The following is an 18,669-nucleotide window of genomic DNA, read 5'->3' as shown; positions in this document are numbered from 1 at the left end:
GATGCTATTACCAATTAAACGGGGCGGAAACGCCTACTTTGGCGGTGTTGCGGTAGAGGATGGCGACATACGCTTGCCCGCGTGGTGCGTTGGCAAGGGTGATGCCTAGTTTACCGGCAGCGCTGCCATCGGCAGTTGCGCCCGCCATGCCTGTTTGCCACTCGGTTTGGTTGGCGGGGACGATGCCGATAAAATCGGTGGGGGTGTTGTCCCATTGAATGCGCACACGGTCGCCATCTACTGTCGCGCTGATGGCGGCGTTGCTGGGGGCAACAGTGCTGCTAACTGCGCCACTGCGATTGCCGACTTTATAGGCTTCTTGGAAGGTGTAAAACCGTAAGCCCAAGGCTTTGGCTTGCTCAATCACGGCATTCAATTTGCTGGCGGGTGTGCCGTAAGCGTGGGTTTCACCAGCGGGTAAAATGCGGTGGGCGTACAGGGTGAGAATTTCACCACGATCTTTGGCGCGTTGCATGGCGGCGGTGATTTCGGGCAATTCGTGTTGGTAGCTGCTGTCGATACCATCGCCGGAGAGGAAACCGTAACGGCTGCTGCTGGTGTGGTAAAGCTCATTCAAGGTGGATAAGGATTGCCCGGTATTGGGGGTGGTTGCCCGCAAGTACGGCAGGTAAGGGCGCAGCGCGTCATCATACGCGGCATTGTGTCGTCCATTCGGGTAGGCAAAACTCTGCGGATAAAACCCTGCCGCCTGCATATTGGCGATGGCGGGTAACACTTGCTGCGCCAGGTAGAGCGGCGCATTCGCGGGTTCAGATAAATACGGGGCATGATGAATCGGGATATGGTCATAGCTGTGGCAACCGATTTCATTGCCTTTGTTTTGCAAGCTACGCAGCTTTTCAATTTGAGGGCTGGATAAGGTATGCCAGTGACTCACAAAAAATGTCGCTTTGACATCATTACGTTCAGCGAAAAAATCATACCATTGATCGACTGAGGTATCGTCAAAGGTTAAAACAATACCTGCATCAGCAGCAAACACTTTAGAAACAGGTAATACCAAACAGCCTATTAATAAAATTGGCATTAATGCATTGATTAGGCGTTCCATGCCTTTACTCCTTATACCCAGCACCGTTAAAAATCATTTATTTCTTAATAGCATAGCCTTTGTCAGCCACAATGCAAGACCAGTTATCACCAATAACACTTATGTTATCGTGAAAATGCTAAAATTATTCGACAGCTATAATACCATTGAATTAACAACAATAATTGAATAAGCAGCGTTGAATGAAAAGATCGCACCTTCATCTTCTGAGCATGAGTTTGCTTAGTTTGTTGCTCATCCATGGCGTGTCGGCGCGTGAACACGTTGCCAGCCCACTGCCAATCCCGCCGCTGGCTGGCTTCAAACTTGACCCCGACACGGGCTTGAAAGTTTGGCGCTTGGGCGGCAGTGCAACAGAAATGCAGCAGCAACACCCGCACCCAGAGGGCGAAGAGGTGATTACGCTGTTACATGCACAACACTTTTACAGCCGCACCTCGCCTGCTAACCGTGACGAAACCCACGCCCTCAGTTCGGGTGGGCAACATAAACCCCATGCGGCGTTATGGCGGCTCAAAGACAAGCAATTGGTGGCGTGGGTTCCGGCAGCTGATCCCGCTTTGCACCTGCAACAGCGCCAATTATTGTGGGATAAACAAGCGGCGAATGTGTATTGGTTTACGTCCGGCAATCGCCTAATGCGTGCCAGCATTGATTTTGCCACTTATGAAACCCGCACCGAGGTTTGGGATACGTTCCCCGCTTTTGATTACGTCACCTTTGGCTTCGGTGAAGGCAACTTTTCCGATGATGGCAAGCGGGTAGTGTTGGCGGGGGAAGCCAAAGACGGCGCGGGGATTTACCTGCAACCCTACGACATTTCGCGCAAACAAGCGCTGCCTTGGCGCAACGTTGCGGACGATGAAAGCGCTTTCGATTGGGCGAGCGTTGATCCCAGCGGCGAATATATCGTGTATGCGCAACATGCCCCGCACGAAATCACTGCCATCATACCGTTTAGTGAAGCTGCCAGCGCTAAGCCACGCAGTTTGCTGGACGATGTAAAACACAGCGATCTCATCCTTGATAACGCTGGGGAGGCGTGGTGGGTGTATGGCAATTGGCGCGGTTTGTTTGCCGTGCGGCTGGCGGATGGGCATTCCAAACGTATCTGGCCGGTGCAGGATAATGGGGATGCGGAAGACGCCCCACCTAGCTATAACGCTTCCGGGCATGTGGCACGCATTGCGGGCAAACCCGGTTGGGTATTGCTCTCCCGTCAGCAAAATGGCGGTTTGTATTTAGTCGATAGCAGCGGCAAACAAGCGGCGCGTTACGTGGGGAATTCCCGTCACGGCCCCGGCGAAGTGAGCAATTATAAACGTGAAGCCCGTGCTGCCAGCTCTATTTCAGGGCGTTACCTGTTTTTTGTGTCGGATTATTATGCTCATGCCAAACGTGGCTATGACCCCGAACCTGAGCCGGGTACGGCTTACCTCAATCTGATTGAACTCGACCAAGGGCTATAAATCATGCGTACTGTCATTTTGGGCTTGTTCGCCCTGCATTTCATTTTCTTGGCTTACCTGAATAATGTGTACCTCGCCGGTTTGCCGATGCGCTCGTTTCTGATTTTGCTGGCGGGTGGTTTGGTGATCATGCTGGATTATGGAACCCTGTTTCGCATAGGGTTGGTGAGCAAGGTGTATGCATTGCTGGCGATGCTGGGTTTGCTGGTGTCGTTAGCCAATAACGTACCATTCAGCAGTATTGTCAATGGCGAGTTGAAATTGCTGCAATCTTACTTGATGGTGCTCGTGGCTTTTTTTGTGGTGGAACAATACGGATTTCGGATGCTGGCTTATTTGGTGATCGGGATTGCACTGCCATCGGCTTTGGTGGGGATTATGCAGGGCTTGGAGGTGCAGTTTGCTTGGAAATTGCACGGCATCTTGATGGGGATTCAGAACAAAGAATTGAGTGATGAAATTCAGTCACAAATTACCGAAGCCTTGCTGCGTCCGCCGGGCTTGAGTTTGTATGCGATTCCGCAAACTTACATGCTCTTGGGTGCGTTGATTTTGAATTTGTATCTGGTGCTGCAAAACCGCGATAACCCACGGCTACAAGCGATTGCCCTAGTAGTAAGTATGGTACTGATTGGTGGAATTTTTGCGTCAGAAACCCGCTCGGCGATGGGGGCGGCGTTATTAATGCCTGCACTGATTTACCTGATCTTATTTCCAGCGCGGGTGTTGCCGATTGCGGGTTTGCTGGTCTTGTTGGGTGGGGTTGCCGCCGTGTTACTGGCAGACAAAGCAGGCTTGGATTCGCGGCTGGTCAGCTTGGATGATGCTTCCGCCGTGGGGCGTAGCACGCTCTATAAATACGGCACGGAATTATTCTTGCAACAGCCGTTCGGTTACGGGTTTAATTTTGATACGGTGGACTATGCGGTGAATTATTTTATTAACGATAATAACCTGTTCCGCTACGAACCGAATGAAAAAGCGCATTACATTGTGCCGGTACACAATTCCATTCTGAATTTGGTGCATACCTTTGGGTTTGCGGGGGTGTTGCTGCTGGGCTATTACGTTTACCGACTCATCGGTTGGCGTTGGTATCGGGCAGTGTTTATTTTTGGCGCATTTGTAAACTCCATTTTTCACAATGCGGGCATTCTGAGCAACGACCTGTTTATGGATATTGGAATCGCGGTAATGGTATACGAATTGTACCGCCAGCGTACAACCAGCATCGCGCCCGTTAAGTTTAATCTAGCGCAAAGGTGATTGTATTTTTGTATAAATATTTCGTTAAAATCTCTACAATTTTAATCAGAATTTGTACAACACATCCCTAGTCTTTTTTAGGGTAAACCCTAAAGGTTTTGTCATTTATTATAATTTTCATGATTTATGTTTTTAACAAAAATACGCTGATATTATACAAATAACTGATAATAAAGACTATATTCAATTTTGTTGATTTATATCATGGTAATGCAAAATAGTAAAAAAATCATGGCCGGTTGTATTTCTAATACCACACAAAGATTATACACATCTTGCTAAACGCAAATAAACCTCTACAATATTTAAATAACTTTGTACAACAATTCGTAGTGTCTCAGTCTGTTGTCAAAGTTAGGAGCAATATTTATTGTTTTCCATCATCAATTAAAGAGGTGAAACATGGACGGTATAACCGTTGGTCAATTCGATCTCGTCTACAATGCTCTATCCTTTGGCTTTGCTACCATGGCAGCCGCCACTCTGTTTTTCTGGATTAGCCTGACGCAAGTCAGTCGAAACTACAAAATGGCGTTAACCATCACCGGCTTGGTGACATTCATCGCTGCTTATCACTACTTCAGAATTTTCGAGAGCTGGGAAGCCGCGTACACGGTCACTGATGGTGCAGTCGCGTTGTCAGGGGCACGCTTTAATGATGCTTACCGTTATGTGGATTGGTTATTGACCGTGCCATTGCTGCTGGTTGAACTGATTTTGGTTATGCGTTTGACGCCGCAAGAAACGCTTAACAAAGGTCTGAAATTGGGCAGTTTGGCAGCTATCATGGTGGTTTTGGGTTACCCTGGTGAAATTTCTGACGCGTCAACCACACGTTGGATCTGGTGGGCACTGGCAATGATTCCATTCGCGATGATCGTATTGGAATTGTTCAAAAGCCTGAGCACCTCCATTGAATCACAGCCAGAAGAGGTGCGTGGTTTGGTCAATACTGCGCGTTGGGTAACGGTGTTATCTTGGTCATTCTACCCAGTGGTCTTTATTTTCCCAATGATTGGTTTAACAGGTGGCGCGGCGGAAACAGCGGTGCAAGTCGGTTATACCATTGCGGATATCGTTGCTAAAGCCGGTTTCGGTGTGTTGATTTATATGATTGCAGTACGCAAGTCTGAAATCGAATTTCGTGCAGCACAGATGAGCCATGCATAACCGTTAGTGGCGTGAACGGTACGGCATTGGGCTTGCGTTCAATGCCGTACCACACCTGAGCAACTGGCGATGCAGGAGAATAATCATGGCACTGGTAAAAGCTTATTCAGAACGCTTTGACACCGAACAAGCATTGACTGCCTGTCACCTGACAATGACCAACACGTGTTTGGATGGCAGCTTTCACGATGACACCCTCAAACAAGCACTTTCACACCACTTATCTTCGGGTGGTCATTACACCCGCTTAAGTTTGGCACTGGACGCTTCCGCCACCTTGGAGCTGCCGCAAGATGACGCGGTTTACATTGCCAGTGCTTGCGAATTGCTACATAACGCCTCCTTGATTCACGATGATTTGCAAGATCGCAGCGCATACCGGCGCGGCAAATTAGCCGTGTGGAAACAGTTTAACCCCAATATTGCGATATGTTTGGGCGACCTGATGCTATCAGGCTCTTATGGACTGCTGGCACGCGTCTCGCCTGCCTGTAACCCCAGTAATTTAGTGCAAATCATGCACACAGCGGTTGCCAGCACCGTTCACGGTCAGGCAGCCGACTTGGATTATCACGCGCAGCAACCGCTGTCATTGGATGCGTATGAAACCATTGTGGCGTTGAAATCGGCTTCGTTATTGTCACTTGCACTGGAATTGCCGCTGGCAGCCTCTGGTCAGCAAGCGTTATTGCCTACCGTGCGCCGGGCGAGTCGCGCCTTTGGCATTGCTTACCAAATCAGCGATGATTTGCAGGACATTGAACAAGACCGTCACCGCAATGGTGGTCAGCCGCTCAATGCGGTGTTGCTATTGGAGCGCGAACATCCCCCACAAGAAGCGCGGCGCATCGCCGTGCAACGCGCGTTTCAACACCTGACCCAAGTCAAACGCTCACTGGAAGGTTTGCCCGCTGATTGCGGCAGACTCATGATGCACCACGTTGTCCGGCTGTATCAGACGCTGGAGCAAGGAGAACAAACCCATGATTAATGAGCAAGCCCGCACCGCACTGGTAATCGGGGGTGGCTTGGGTGGCATCGCCGCCAGTTTGCGGTTGCGTGCCAAAGGTTACGCGGTAACGGTGGTAGACCGTTGCCCGCAATTGGGCGGTCGCGCTCAAGTGTTTGAGAAAGATGGGTTCCGGCACGATGCAGGCCCTACCGTGATTACCGCCCCGTTTTTGCTGGATGACTTGTTCGCATTATTTGGCAAGCAGCGCGAAGATTACGTGCAATTGGTGCCCTTGAACCCTTGGTACCGCTTCTATTTTGCTACGGATAACACCACCTTTGATTACGGTGGCAGTGTTGAAGATACCCAGCGTGAAATCGAACGCATTTGCCCGCAAGACGTGGCGGGTTATGCCGCTTTATTGGAAAAATCGCGCGTTATTTTTGACGTGGGTTTCACGCAATTAGCCGCGCAACCGTTCCACCGACTGGGGCTGATGCTTAAACAAGTGCCACGTTTATTGAAATTGGGCAGTTACCGCAGCGTTTGGTCGTTGGTTTCCCAGCATTTATCGCACCCGAAATTGCGCCAAGCATTCAGCATTCACCCCTTATTGGTCGGGGGTAGCCCGTTTGACACCACCAGCATTTACAATTTGATTCATTATTTGGAACGCCAATGGGGTATCCATTTCGCGATGGGCGGCACAGGTGCGCTGGTTAAAGGCTTGGAACGCCTGATGCGCGAACAAGGTATTGAGATTCGTCTGCAAACTACCGTGAAACACTTGGCGGTGGCGAATAACCGAATCACCCACGCGGTATTGGAAGACGGGCAAACCTTAACGGCGGACATTATTGTTTCCAACGCCGACCCCGTGCACCTCTATACCAATATGCTGGATCGTGAGGCGCAGCGTTATTCAGCACAGGTAAAAGCACGGCACGCACGTTTGTCAATGGGCTTGTTTGTGTTGTATTTCGGTACGCGCCGTCAATACCCAGAGGTGAAGCACCACACGATTTGGTTGGGCGAACGTTACCAGACGTTGTTGAACGATATTTTTCACCGCAAGATTTTGCCGCAAGATTTTTCACTCTACATTCACCGCCCGACCGCGACCGATGCGTCGTTTGCGCCTGAAGGCTGCGATTCGTTTTATGTACTCGCCCCTGTGCCCAATTTGCAGGCGAATATTGATTGGGACGTGGAAGGCGCGGCCTTGCAAGAGCGTATTATTGACGCGCTGGACAAAACCCTACTGCCCGGTTTGCGCGAAAGCATTACCGCTGAATTCCACATGACGCCGCGCGATTTTGCCGCCAATTACCAAAGCGCGTTCGGCAGCGGTTTTTCGGTTGCGCCGTATTTTACGCAATCGGCGTGGTTTCGCTTCCACAATAAAGCGGAAGGCCCCGAAAACCTTTATTTGGTCGGAGCAGGCACGCATCCGGGCGCTGGCGTTCCCGGCGTACTCAGTTCCGCCAAAGTGATCGACCAGCTTATTCCCGCCGTTGCCAATGCCTTTACCCCCGTGCAGCAAAGAGGCCACACCCATGGAAACCCCAGCGCTCAACCCGCTCCAAGTGCTCCGTAAACACGGCAAAACGTTTTACTTTGCCAGCCATTTGTTGGGAAAAACCGAAGCCCTGCGGTGTGCGCGGTTATACGCTTTCTGTCGCTACATCGACGACATTGCGGATGAATCCCCTGACAAAGTGTGGGCTGATCAGCAATTAGCCGACATCTACCAGCAGATTGAACAGCGGCAAGCACGCGATGTGTACGCCATTGATTTTTTGGCATTGGCGGCTGAATGCGAATTTTCGCCGCAACCGGCGTTGGAATTGATCAAAGGGGTGCGCGGTGATTTGCAACACCAGCAACTGCGCGATGAACAGGAATTGATGCACTATTGCTACCGCGTGGCGGGTACGGTGGGTTTGATGATTTGCGGCGTGCTGGGAATGCGTGACCCGACAGCGCTACCGTTCGCGATTGATTTGGGCATTGCCATGCAATTAACCAATATTGCTCGCGATATTAAAGAGGATGCCGCAGCCGAGCGGGTGTATCTGCCAGTGCAATTGATCGGTGCGGTACAGCCACAAGCCATCAGCGAGCCCGATGCGTTTATGCAAGCGTACCTGAAAATTGGCATCGCCTGTGTATTGGATAAAGCGGAAGAATATTATGAGAGCGCCGAACACGGGCTAGGCTTTTTGCCTTGGCGGTCGCGCTTGGCTATTTTGGTGGCATCGCGTTTGTATCGTGCAATCGGCTTGCGCTTGTGTCGGCAGCAATTGGCGTTTTGGCAGGGGCGCACGGTGGTGCCCGTCAGCGAAAAACTGTTGCACGCGGCAACAGCGTGCGGCGAATTTGTCACGCGCCCGGTTTATCACCAACGTTCGCACCCGCACCAAGCCGATTTGCACCGCACTTTGCACGGCTTGTTCGGCACCAACACCCGGCAATTGCACTGAGGTTGGGGTTATGCACCAAGCGACGGCACCATTCGACTTGGCAATCATTGGCGGTGGCTGCGCCGGGTTAATGTTGGCGCATTACTTGCTCCAACAAGCACCGCCACAAATTCGTATCCTGTTGCTGGAAAGCCGTGCGCATTACACCCGCGATAAAACCTGGTGTTTCTGGCAAGCAGACCAACACGGTTTCAGCGATTTGGTGCAACACCGTTGGCAGCAATGGTCTTTCGGTTTGCAGGGGGAAGTCCGCGATTGGCAGCACACGCAAGCGGGTGCATTAAGCTATCAATGCATTCCCAGCGACGTGTTTTACGAGGCGATGCAAGCGCGATTGTCGCAACACTCCGGCTGTACTTTGCTGCTAGGCACCCGCCTCACCCACTGCCAAACGCACGATACGGGTTATTCCCTGCAAACAGACGCAGCCACTTTTTATGCCAACGCGGTTGTCGACACCCGCCCACCCGATGCCGCGCGTTGGCGTGGTGGTTTGCAGCAGGTATTTTTGGGTTACGAAGTGCGCACCACCATCCCCGTGTTTTCCGCAGGCAGTGCGGGCTTGATGCAAGGCATGAGCAGTGATGAATACGGGTTTCGTTTCACGTATACCCTGCCATTCAGTCCCACCCATGCGCTGGTGGAAGAAACCCGCTTCACGGCGCATACCGTTCCGCTGACCCAATTGCAACAACGTTTGACGCAAACTTTGCAGCAACGCTTGAACGGACAAGCCTACCAAGTGGAACGCGAAGAATACGGCTGCATTCCCATGACAACACATTTAGCCAATGGCGCGTCCAAACCCGCAACCTATGTACGCGCTGGCACCGGCGGTGGCGCGGTTCGGGCTGCCAGCGGCTATGCGTTTCAACGCATTCAGGGCTGGGCACTGCAATGTGCACAGGAGTTTTTACGCACGGGCTTATTATTGCCGCATCCACCAGAACCGCGTTGGCGGCAAGCAATGGACGCGATTTTTTTAGAGGTGTTGCGCACCCGTCCAGCACTCACGCCGCAACTCTTTATGCGCATGGCGCAAGCCTTGGATGATCAAACATTCGCGCGTTTTCTGTCAGAAAAAGCCAGCATTGCCGACGTGCTACAAGTGGTTCGTGCCATGCCAACACTGCCCTTTATTCAAGCACTACCCGTTTTACTTCCACACATACCGCGAGGTTTACGATGGACATCAACACATTGAATCGCTACCACCACTACGCTTTTTTGAGTATTGGCGCGTTGTTTATTTTGACCAACTTAATGGGATTAACACCGCCGCTGACAGCGCAAATCATCATCTTAAGTTTGGTCGTGGCTGTTGTGGGCATTCCACACGGTGCACTTGACCCCTTGGTCGCTTATCAAGCGGGGGTGTGGAAAAAACCTGCTGGACTGTTATTGTTTATGCTGGCTTACGCAGGGCTATCGGTGAGCGTAGTGGCGGCTTGGCTGTATTTGCCAACAACCAGCTTGATGATTTTTCTAATGGTATCCGCTTGGCACTTTGCGGGTGATTGGAAAGCACATTTGCCACTGGCAGTGCGGGTGTTAGCAAGCAGCAGTGTTATCGTGTTGCCAACGCTATGGTATGCGCCGGAAATCCAGCAATTGTTTGCTTGGTTGACGTCGGCTGAAGCAGCAGCGCAATTGACCCAAGGGCTAAGTGTTATTGCTCCGGTGCATTTAGGGTTATTGGCATTGGCTTTACCTTATATTTGGTCACGTGATTCGGCTGCTGCTGCTGAAATAGCCATTTTGAGCGTAGCGGCTGTTTTATTGCCACCGCTGGTATTGTTTTTTCTGTACTTCTGCGCATTACACAGCCCACGGCATTTAATAAAACACATTGCGAACGCTGCCGTATCCCCGTCAACAGTTATTGCCACATTACTGATTTTTTCATTATTAACATTTATATTAGCTGCTATTTATTGGTATTTTGTTGTTGATCGTCATGCCGTAATCACACAACAATTAACACAGATTATCTTTATTGGTTTAGCGGCATTAACCATGCCGCACATGGTATTAATCACCAAAACCAAACAACAATTTTAAAAAGATAACGCAATAAAAAAGCCAAACAATTGTTTGGCTTTAAATGATGGGAAACTCTGTATAACGTTCAAGTCACGCCGGTTTTATTTCGCGGGTGGCATTAAGACCGTATCAATGACGTGAATTACGCCATTGCTTGCCATAACATCCGCTTGTATTACCGTTGAGTCATTGATTTTGACACCGCTGGTGGTGTCAATTTTGACTGGCAACTCCGCCAAGGTATCAGCGGTTGTTAGTTTGCCAACGTCTGCGGCAGTAACTTTGCCACTCACCACGTGGTATTTCAGAACCGTTGCCAGCTTTTCTTTATCTTTCAGCAGATTGTCTAAGTCAGCCTTGGGAATTTTCGCAAAAGCTTCATCATTCGGCGCAAATACCGTGAACGGGCCTTCCGCTTTCAAAGCATCAACCAAACCAGCCGCTGTCAGTGCAGCCGCCAAGGTATTGAATGAACCCGCAGCAACGGCAGTGTCCACAATATCTTTCGTCGCTTCAGCGACCGGCGCCGCTTGAGCAGCCGAGGCTTTTTCATAATTGCCGGTTTTCATCATGCCATAGCCTTGTTGATTATAAGCGGGATGCATATAATTAACGGCAGGTTGATAAGAACGGTAAGCTTGGTTTTGCTTATACCCATTACAATGGTCTCCACCGGCATAAGCAGTTGAAGTGAGTAATCCTAAAGCAGTTAATCCTACTAATAATTTGAAATACATCATCAAACTCCTTCCAACATAATCTCAGTAAACCAATACATGGTTAGCGTTTTGTCTCTTGACAAAAATCAATATACTGAGCTCTTATCTAACTGTCGAACAGCCATTGTTTAGCTATGGACTTTAAAACGTTTAATCATGGGGTTTTATTTTAAAGCATCATTAAATTTTAGTAAGAATACGCAATAAGTTTTAAAAGCACACACCGCAATTAGGCGTGCACAATCATATTGCGCCCATCCGAGTAATAGCTGCCAGCGCTGCTAGCTTTGCTCGGCACCATGTTTTGCACCAGCCCCAAGAGTTTACCGTGGCTTTTTTCAATGCAATCAATGCCGGTGCGCACATCCTGTTTGGTGGAGCGGTTATTCGCCACAATCAGTAAAGTGCCATCGGCACGATTTGCCAGCAACAGGGAATCAGCCATGCCCAGCACGGGCGGTGCATCAATAATCACGTAATCAAAGATTTCGCGTGATTTATCCAGCAAGGTTTGCATGTAATCGCTGGAAAGCGCTTCCACAGGGTCGGGAACCGCCGGGCCCGCACACACCACGAACAATAAGCGTGAGCCTTTCACCCGTGCCAGCGGGCTTTCATGCGCTACACCCGTGAGGTAATGGGTTAAACCGTGGGTATTATCCAGTTCCAAATGCTTATGCACGGTAGGTTTGCGCAAGTCAGCATCAATCAGCAACACCTTATTGCCGGTATTTGCCAGCATCAGCGCCAAATTAACCGCTGTCGTGCTTTTGCCTTCGCCCGGTAACGGGCTGGTAATGTGCAAGATTTGCGGAAACTTGCCATTATTCGCCAACACCAACGAGGTTTTCAGGTAACGCAAGGCATCCACCCACACCGGGTCTGGATTCTGGCGCAGCAATTCGGCCTGCGCACCCCGCCCCAAGGTTTTACTGAAAGGCAGAGAGTGCAACACTTGGTATTTACCCCCGATTTCTTGTAAATCAGCGGTGAGGCGCACCTTGGGTTGCAGGCTTTCACGCAATAACACCAGCAATGAACTCAAAAATAAGCCTGACAATAACCCCAACAAACCGTATTTGGCGTAATTCGGGCCATCTTTACGCGGTGGAATAATGGCTTTGTCCACTACCGAAATGCTGCCGGTCTGCGCCGTTCCCACCACGCTGATTTCCTTGAGACGTTGCAGCAAACCGTCATACAAACTGCGGGATGTTTCGACATCGCGCTTGAGGTTGGCATAACCAATGCTGTCATCACGGAATTGCAGCAATTGCTGTTCCAAGAGCTTAATTTCTTTGCCCAGCTTACTTTCTTCCGCAGCGGCAGCTTCATACGACGCTTTCATATTCGTGGTGGTGCTGGAGCGGATATGGGCACTTTCGGTCGCAATCAGGCGTTTGCGGCTATCAATTTGTTCCTGTAATGACAGCATTGACGGGTAATTTGGCTTGAATAGCTCCAAGTTAGCCAAATACGTGCTTTCCAGTTTGCCCAACTCTTTTTTATGCTCCTGAATCAAAGGGTTTTCATCCACATTTAGCCCGCCGGAAAGCTTACCTTTGCTGTCGTATAGGCTCTGGGTTTGGATGCGCTTTTCTTTAGCCGCCATGAATGACTTGCTGAGTTCTTCCAGATTTTTCGCAATCAGGGATTTGTCCGAATCGGTATCGACAATGTTTTTATCACGGGCATAGCGAATCAAAGCGGTTTCACTGGTTTGCAGCTTGCCACGGGCTTCGTCAATTTGTTGGTCAAGGAATTGCTTGGCTTGTTCCGCCGCCGCTTGGCGTCCACGGTGCTGCAATTGCACGAACACTTCCGTCATGCTTTGCACCACATCCCGCGCCATGACCGGATCGGCTGCCGTGAAGTGGATGTCAATAATGCGTGAATTACGCACCGGGCTGATGGTCAGGTGTTCGAGAAAAATCTCTTCCGCCGATACGGGTGAGGTATCCCCCAGCGCGGCATCGTTGCTGGGGAACAGTTGGCGTGCGTCCGCGATCAAACTTTTCAGCGGGTCAGTCAACCAATAAACCGGCGCTTTAAATGCCCGCTCTTGTAGCAAGGCGTTACGTATCCCTAGGGTATCAATCACTTCTGTCGCCAAATCGCGGCTGCGCAACATTTTATACTGCGTGTTGTAGAAAATGTTTTCATCAATATAGGACGGCGGACGGGCGGTATCCACGTCGTATTCCAATAACTTAGGCGAAGTGGTTTCGATTTTAACGCTACTTTTCGCGGTGTAGGTCGGGTTAGTCAGCAATGCCAACGCTAACAGCAACGCCGTCAGCAGCGCGGTTGCTAATACGATAGACCCCAGATTCTGGCGCAAGGTGCTCCAGTAATGCGACAAGGGAATTTTCGGCGGCGCAGCATACGCGCCGTACTCACGCCCGGCGACGGGTTCTGCCAGCAAAATGTGTGGGGCGTTGGGCGACTCCTGCACGGTCTTGGCAGGGTAGTGAATCGGGGAAGCGTGGTTGCTTTTCATAATGGTTACATTGCCTTTATTGACCGTCGCGGGTAATGCTTTCTGATAAAACTGGATGAATTGATCCGTCACCAATGTCCAGGTGTAATGGGTTAAAACGTGTTGGTACAAGGTATCGCCAATGGCTTGCACTCGCGCTGGATCATCGAGCGCCGCTTGCAAACAATCGCGCAAGGCAGCGGGTTGCCCGGTCGGAAACAAAATGCCTTTGCCGCCGAGTGCTTCGGTATTCGCGTCAATGTCACTGGCGATGCAACAGCAACCCAGACTCATCGCCTCCAATAAGGTGATCGGCAAGCCTTCCATCTGTGAGGGCAATACGTACACGAACGCATTGTCGTACCACTCCGCCAATTCTTCGCCATACACCGCGCCCGTAAACACGATATTCGGATCAGCGTTTGCCAGCACTTGCAATTCCTCGCCATAAGGGTCTTGCGCTCGTGCACTGCCGACTATCACCAGTTTGACGCGGGGTTGCACCAATTGCTGGTAAGCCTGAATCAGGTCATGCACCCGTTTTTCCAAGGATAAGCGCCCGACATAGAGGATGTAGCCCCCTGCGGTTACGCCGTAAGCTGCGATTTTGTGCAAAGCAGCCGGGTGCAAGCGCGGCGTGATACCTGTCGGAATGTAGGTAACATTTTTTTGATACTTTTGCTGGTAATACTGCTGGAGAGTGCGTGAAACCGCCGTGGCATCGTTAGCAAACCAAAACGTTAGCTTTTCTGAAACCTGAAAAAACAGTCTGGCTACCCAATTCCAAGAATTACGTTCCCATTCATGCCCGTGGCTTTGAAACACAGTGTAACGCCCGATCAAACGTGGCAAAAACGCAAACAAGCTGGGGCCTACCGCGTGATAATGCACCACATCAATGCCTTTCACCGCAAACTGATGCAGACTCGCGAGGATAACCAACACCATTTTTTCAAAATATTTATGACGCAATGTGGGCAGCGGGATAATCCGCATCCCCTGATAATAGAATGGCGTCGGGTGTTCCGGGGTGGTTGCCGTGTACACAATGACCTGATGCCCGGCATCAACCAACCTTCTGCCCAACTCGATGGTATAGGTCTCAACCCCGCCGATGCGGTCGATTCCTTTGATGGCAATGAATGCGATTTTCACGGGATGCTCGTTTTTAATGGTTTCGGTAAGCTTGACAATAGGCAAAGCAGTCAGCCGCCGCTAGACAGGCGTGGACAAATGGCAGAAACCACTCGATGATGCGTATTAATGGGTTTTTTGATAAGAAATAATAATCCCAATGCTTGTAGGCATAAAATCGTGGCAATGGTCAAGAGCAGTGGTATACCCGCTGTCTCCAGTACCCAGCATAATCCCCATAACACGCCCAATAACCCGATAACTGGCAGTAATTTGCAGATAACGACCCGCACCAAATGCCAAAATTTGCAACGCACAATCCCCGCCATCACCCACAAACGCAGCAACGCCGTAACGATTGCCGCCACTACACCGGCGAAAATAACCCCATCCGCATCAAACCCATTAATCAGTGGCAGCAGCAAGCCCAACTTGAGCACAATTTCCAATAATGCCAGCGTCGCATTGCTGCGTTGTCGCCCTAACGCATTGAAATACGGTGAGGTTGCCAGTTGCACTGCCAGCCCCGGCAATATCAACGTGAATAACGTTAGCGAGGTTGAAAGCGCCGCATAGGTGTCACCCACCCACAAGCTAAGAAATTGAGCGCCCAATAACCAAGTATCAAACGTGGCTAACAACGCCAGCGACACCCCAATTTGCAAAGAAGTCAGCGTGGTATCCAAGGCACTCGCCAGCCGCTGTTCCCCCGCATGGCGCATAATGATGGTGTCCCAATAGCTTTGAAAACGCATCAGAATTTGCGTCAACATGTCGATGACCACCACCATAATCGCGTAAGGCGCGACCGCACTCACGCCGAGCAATACCCCGACCAACAGATTGTCGGTACGGTATTTGAAAAATTCCGCCACCTGAGTCACCGCCGCGTATTGGCTAAAACCCAGCAATTCGCGCAGATGCTGCGCATCCCATGCTTGCCAATCGAGGTAGGTGTTGCGTTCACGCCAATACACACTGCCCAGCATTAAGGCAAAAAACAGCACATTGATGACCGAGGCATACACCAAAATGGTCATTAACCCGCCGCCTCCCCACAGCAGCAGTGGAATTCCCACCAAGCGCAGCCCAATCCGCACGATTTCAAATAGCCCGATTTCCACATAGCGCACTTCTGCCCGCAAAATGCTTTGGTACAAACGCAAGGGAATCGAGAGCGCCACTTCCACCAACAACAGCGTAATCACATCCGGTAGCGGTTGATAAGCGGCAGGCAATACCCCGCTGTACAGCAATAACTGCACGGCGCTGGCAATACCTACCAAGATTGCCGCCAAGCCCAGTGACAGCAGGAACGCACTGCTAAACGTGCGTCGCCATTGCTGTTTATCCTCGCTGTGCACCGATAAATAACGGGTACACGCCAAGGCAATCCCAAAATCGAGCAGCATTAAATAGCCGGTGATCGAGGTTGCCATGGCCCAAATCCCAAAATCGCTTGCGCCCAAGGCATTGAGTACAAACGGCAACAACAGCAACGCGCCAACCGCATTCAGCCCAATTGCCAGCAAGCGAATCAGGGTAGAACTGGCATAACCGTGACGCTTAGCCATCAATAGCCGCATCAACCAAGGCGACCAGACGCTGATCCCAGTCAAAGGTATAACGTGCGCTGCACTGTGCGGTTTTGGCTTGAATCACTCCTGCGTAACCGGGCAGTTGCAAAAAACGCTCCAGTTTGCGGGTCAATTCCGCCGGATGGTGCGGGTAAAACAACAATTCCGCGTCGGGTAAAATTTCACGAATTTCAGGAATATCGCTGGCAAGGCAGGGCAGCCCATACCCCATGGCCTCCAACAAGGCATTGGGCGAACCTTCGTGCAAGGTCGGCAGCAACAACAAATGGCAGCGTTGCAATATGGCGGGAACATCATCACGCCAGCCGAGAAATTTCACCCGTTCGCTCAAGCCATTGTCGGCAACAAATGCCTGCAATTCTGCTTGGTAATCAAGCCCGCTGTTATCACTGCCAATCAGCAGGTATTCCCAGTGTTGCGCCGGTAATTGCTGAAGCGCTTGCAACACCAATAACTGATTTTTGCGCGGATTCAACACCGACAGCGTGGCAATCCGTACCGTGTCTTGACGAATATTCGGCAACTGAATGGGCAGTGCTTGCGTGGTAATGTTATTGGGCAAGCTTTGGGTTTTATCCTGCCCGCCGGAACGCTGATTGATAATTGCCTTCATGGTCTCGCTGGTGGTAATCACCTGATATGAATAGCGTATTCCCAGTTTTTCCAACACGCGATGCACCCACAGGCGCGGGCGGGCAAAACGTTTTTTTGCCGCATCGAAAATATCATCCCCACGAATAAACGTGAGGGTACGCACCCCCAAGCCCCAACTCGCCAGAATCGACAAGCTGGCATAAAAAAACGAAAACATCAGGTGATGTTGCACCCGATGTTCACGGGTCAGACGGCGCAATTCACGCGCAGCACGCCAGTAAAATTCCGGCCAATACCACAGTGAAGTTGGGCGGGAACGCATCGGTAAAATGACCGGCTGGATACGTTCACCTGCCACCGGCAACGTTTCAGTTGCAATATAAATCACCCGATAACCCGCCGCATCCAAGGCGCGGTAAGCGCGATACAGGCGCGTGGTAAACCCGCCGGGTTTGTGCCGGTAATACGCAGACAAAATAACAGTGGCATTCATGCAATCAACTCAAACGTAGACATAAATACACCCTATCACTGTATCGAATCGCTGTTGAGCGCCGCTGCGAACAGTGGTAGCAGTCGCAGGAAGACTGGCACAAGCGCCCGGCGCATAGCGTATACTTAGCCTCAACCCAACCAGTTAGTGAGCCTAATGACCCGACAATACCGCGCTGTTTCCCTGCTTTCCGGTGGCCTTGATTCCATGCTTGCCACCAAAGCGGTGTTGGAACAAGGCATTCATGTGGAAGGCATCAACTTCTACACCGGCTTTTGCGTGGAAGGCCATACGCACGCCATCCGCCGACGTCACAGCGACAAAAACAAGCGGAATAACGCCCTGTGGGTAGCCGAGCAACTCGGCATCAAATTGCACATGATTGACATTGTGGAAGCCTACAAAGATGTCGTGCTCAACCCCAAATACGGTTACGGAGCGCACCTAAACCCTTGCCTTGACTGCAAGATTTTCATGGTAAAAAAAGCGCACGAATGGATTCAGCAAAAAGGTTTTGACTTCATCATTACCGGCGAAGTGGTGGGGCAACGCCCAATGTCACAGCGCCCGGATACCATGCCGATTATCGCCGCCGAATCGGGCGCGGAAGAACTGCTGTTACGCCCGCTGTCTGCGCACAATTTACCCCCCAGCAAACCCGAACGCGAGGGCTGGGTGAATCGCGAACAACTGTTTGGTTTTAGAGGGCGCAGCCGCAAACCGCAAATGGCACTCGCCACGCAATGGGGAATTACCGATTACGCGCAACCGGCAGGTGGCTGTTGCTTTCTCACCGACGCGCATTACGCCGGTAAACTGCAAGATTTGTGGGCACATCGCCCCAACCGCGCTTACGAACTCGATGACATTATGTTGCTGAAAATCGGGCGGCATTTACGCCCGCGCCCGCATTTCAAAATGATTGTGTCACGCGAGGAGGGTGAAACCCATTTCCTCGAAGGCTACCAAAACCAATTCCTCTGGATCAAAACCGCCAGTCATTCCGGCCCCCTAACCCTGCTGGATGGCGACACGCTTACCGATGACGATGTGCACCTTGCCGCGCAAATTTCAGCCCGTTACAGCCACGGCAAACACGCGCTGGAAGTCGTCTGCCAGTTCGCTCGACCGGGTACTGCGCTTCAGGAAATCAGGGTCACGCCCTTGCGCGACTTGCCGGATAATTGGCTACTTTGA

General features: G+C 50.9%; 14 protein-coding genes. 9 read left to right on the top strand and 5 right to left on the bottom strand.

Annotated features, from left to right (window positions below):
• Positions 1-7: 7 nt before the first annotated feature.
• The gene (locus tag L3K52_03440; GenBank protein ID UOG92792.1) at positions 8-1,072 is read right to left on the bottom strand and encodes a polysaccharide deacetylase family protein; all 1,065 of its coding nucleotides are present in this window, start codon (positions 1,070-1,072) and stop codon (positions 8-10) included.
• 182 nt (positions 1,073-1,254) lie between these two features.
• Here L3K52_03440 and L3K52_03435 point away from each other — a divergent pair, with 182 nt between their 5' ends.
• From L3K52_03435 to L3K52_03400, 8 genes are all read left to right on the top strand, one after another.
• Positions 1,255-2,541, top strand: a complete 1,287-nt coding sequence (locus tag L3K52_03435) for a hypothetical protein (protein UOG92791.1) — start codon at positions 1,255-1,257, stop codon at positions 2,539-2,541.
• Positions 2,542-2,544: 3 nt separating this feature from the next.
• Positions 2,545-3,807, top strand: a complete 1,263-nt coding sequence (locus L3K52_03430) for an O-antigen ligase family protein (protein UOG92790.1) — start codon at positions 2,545-2,547, stop codon at positions 3,805-3,807.
• Between the two features lie 402 nt (positions 3,808-4,209).
• A complete protein-coding gene (locus L3K52_03425) occupies positions 4,210-4,977 on the top strand; it encodes a bacteriorhodopsin-like (GenBank protein ID UOG92789.1) in 768 nt (255 codons plus the stop codon).
• An 85-nt stretch (positions 4,978-5,062) separates the two neighbouring features.
• A complete protein-coding gene (locus L3K52_03420; GenBank protein ID UOG92788.1) occupies positions 5,063-5,968 on the top strand; it encodes a polyprenyl synthetase family protein in 906 nt (301 codons plus the stop codon).
• Positions 5,961-7,526: a phytoene desaturase family protein gene (gene crtI, locus L3K52_03415; GenBank protein UOG92787.1), complete on the top strand. Its 1,566-nt coding sequence runs from the start codon at positions 5,961-5,963 to the stop codon at positions 7,524-7,526. Before L3K52_03420 ends, crtI begins: the two co-directional genes overlap by 8 nt.
• Positions 7,486-8,412, top strand: a complete 927-nt coding sequence (locus L3K52_03410; protein ID UOG92786.1) for a phytoene/squalene synthase family protein — start codon at positions 7,486-7,488, stop codon at positions 8,410-8,412. Before crtI ends, L3K52_03410 begins: the two co-directional genes overlap by 41 nt.
• Before the next feature lie 10 nt (positions 8,413-8,422).
• On the top strand, positions 8,423-9,616 hold the full coding sequence (locus L3K52_03405) for a lycopene cyclase family protein (GenBank protein UOG92785.1): 1,194 nt from the start codon (positions 8,423-8,425) through the stop codon (positions 9,614-9,616).
• The gene (locus tag L3K52_03400) at positions 9,598-10,473 is read left to right on the top strand and encodes a Brp/Blh family beta-carotene 15,15'-dioxygenase (GenBank protein UOG92784.1); all 876 of its coding nucleotides are present in this window, start codon (positions 9,598-9,600) and stop codon (positions 10,471-10,473) included. Before L3K52_03405 ends, L3K52_03400 begins: the two co-directional genes overlap by 19 nt.
• A gap of 83 nt (positions 10,474-10,556) precedes the next feature.
• Here L3K52_03400 and L3K52_03395 read toward each other — a convergent pair whose 3' ends face one another.
• From L3K52_03395 to L3K52_03380, 4 genes are all read right to left on the bottom strand, one after another.
• Complete coding sequence (locus L3K52_03395) at positions 10,557-11,027, bottom strand: fasciclin domain-containing protein (protein ID UOG92783.1); 471 nt, start codon at positions 11,025-11,027, stop codon at positions 10,557-10,559.
• Positions 11,028-11,403: 376 nt separating this feature from the next.
• Positions 11,404-14,808, bottom strand: coding sequence for a polysaccharide biosynthesis tyrosine autokinase (locus L3K52_03390; GenBank protein UOG92782.1), 3,405 nt, complete (start codon positions 14,806-14,808; stop codon positions 11,404-11,406).
• A 50-nt stretch (positions 14,809-14,858) separates the two neighbouring features.
• The gene (locus L3K52_03385) at positions 14,859-16,361 is read right to left on the bottom strand and encodes an oligosaccharide flippase family protein (GenBank protein UOG92781.1); all 1,503 of its coding nucleotides are present in this window, start codon (positions 16,359-16,361) and stop codon (positions 14,859-14,861) included.
• Entirely contained in the window at positions 16,354-17,472 is a 1,119-nt protein-coding gene (locus L3K52_03380; GenBank protein UOG92780.1) for a glycosyltransferase family 4 protein, read from the bottom strand. Before L3K52_03380 ends, L3K52_03385 begins: the two co-directional genes overlap by 8 nt.
• Positions 17,473-17,628: 156 nt before the next feature.
• Here L3K52_03380 and L3K52_03375 point away from each other — a divergent pair, with 156 nt between their 5' ends.
• Entirely contained in the window at positions 17,629-18,669 is a 1,041-nt protein-coding gene (locus L3K52_03375) for a tRNA (5-methylaminomethyl-2-thiouridylate)-methyltransferase (GenBank protein ID UOG92779.1), read from the top strand.

The sequence above is a fragment of the Candidatus Thiothrix sulfatifontis genome (genome assembly GCA_022828425.1).
Taxonomy (GTDB): Bacteria; Pseudomonadota; Gammaproteobacteria; order Thiotrichales; family Thiotrichaceae; genus Thiothrix; species Thiothrix sulfatifontis.
Note: the sequence above shows the minus strand (reverse complement) of the source record. Positions and strands in the feature narration are given on the sequence as shown.

Excerpts from the sequence above, each read along its gene's own strand:
- L3K52_03425 (UOG92789.1), top strand. The coding sequence starts at position 4,210 with ATGGACGGTATAACCGTTGGTCAATTCGATCTCGTCTACAATGCTCTA.
- L3K52_03420 (UOG92788.1), top strand. The coding sequence starts at position 5,063 with ATGGCACTGGTAAAAGCTTATTCAGAACGCTTTGACACCGAACAAGCA.
- L3K52_03395 (UOG92783.1), bottom strand. The coding sequence starts at position 11,027 with ATGATGAAAACCGGCAATTATGAAAAAGCCTCGGCTGCTCAAGCGGCG.
- L3K52_03440 (UOG92792.1), bottom strand. The coding sequence starts at position 1,072 with ATGGAACGCCTAATCAATGCATTAATGCCAATTTTATTAATAGGCTGT.
- crtI (UOG92787.1), top strand. The coding sequence starts at position 5,961 with ATGATTAATGAGCAAGCCCGCACCGCACTGGTAATCGGGGGTGGCTTG.
- L3K52_03380 (UOG92780.1), bottom strand. The coding sequence starts at position 17,472 with ATGAATGCCACTGTTATTTTGTCTGCGTATTACCGGCACAAACCCGGC.
- L3K52_03375 (UOG92779.1), top strand. The coding sequence starts at position 17,629 with ATGACCCGACAATACCGCGCTGTTTCCCTGCTTTCCGGTGGCCTTGAT.
- L3K52_03385 (UOG92781.1), bottom strand. The coding sequence starts at position 16,361 with ATGGCTAAGCGTCACGGTTATGCCAGTTCTACCCTGATTCGCTTGCTG.
- L3K52_03405 (UOG92785.1), top strand. The coding sequence starts at position 8,423 with ATGCACCAAGCGACGGCACCATTCGACTTGGCAATCATTGGCGGTGGC.
- L3K52_03430 (UOG92790.1), top strand. The coding sequence starts at position 2,545 with ATGCGTACTGTCATTTTGGGCTTGTTCGCCCTGCATTTCATTTTCTTG.
- L3K52_03400 (UOG92784.1), top strand. The coding sequence starts at position 9,598 with ATGGACATCAACACATTGAATCGCTACCACCACTACGCTTTTTTGAGT.
- L3K52_03435 (UOG92791.1), top strand. The coding sequence starts at position 1,255 with ATGAAAAGATCGCACCTTCATCTTCTGAGCATGAGTTTGCTTAGTTTG.
- L3K52_03410 (UOG92786.1), top strand. The coding sequence starts at position 7,486 with ATGGAAACCCCAGCGCTCAACCCGCTCCAAGTGCTCCGTAAACACGGC.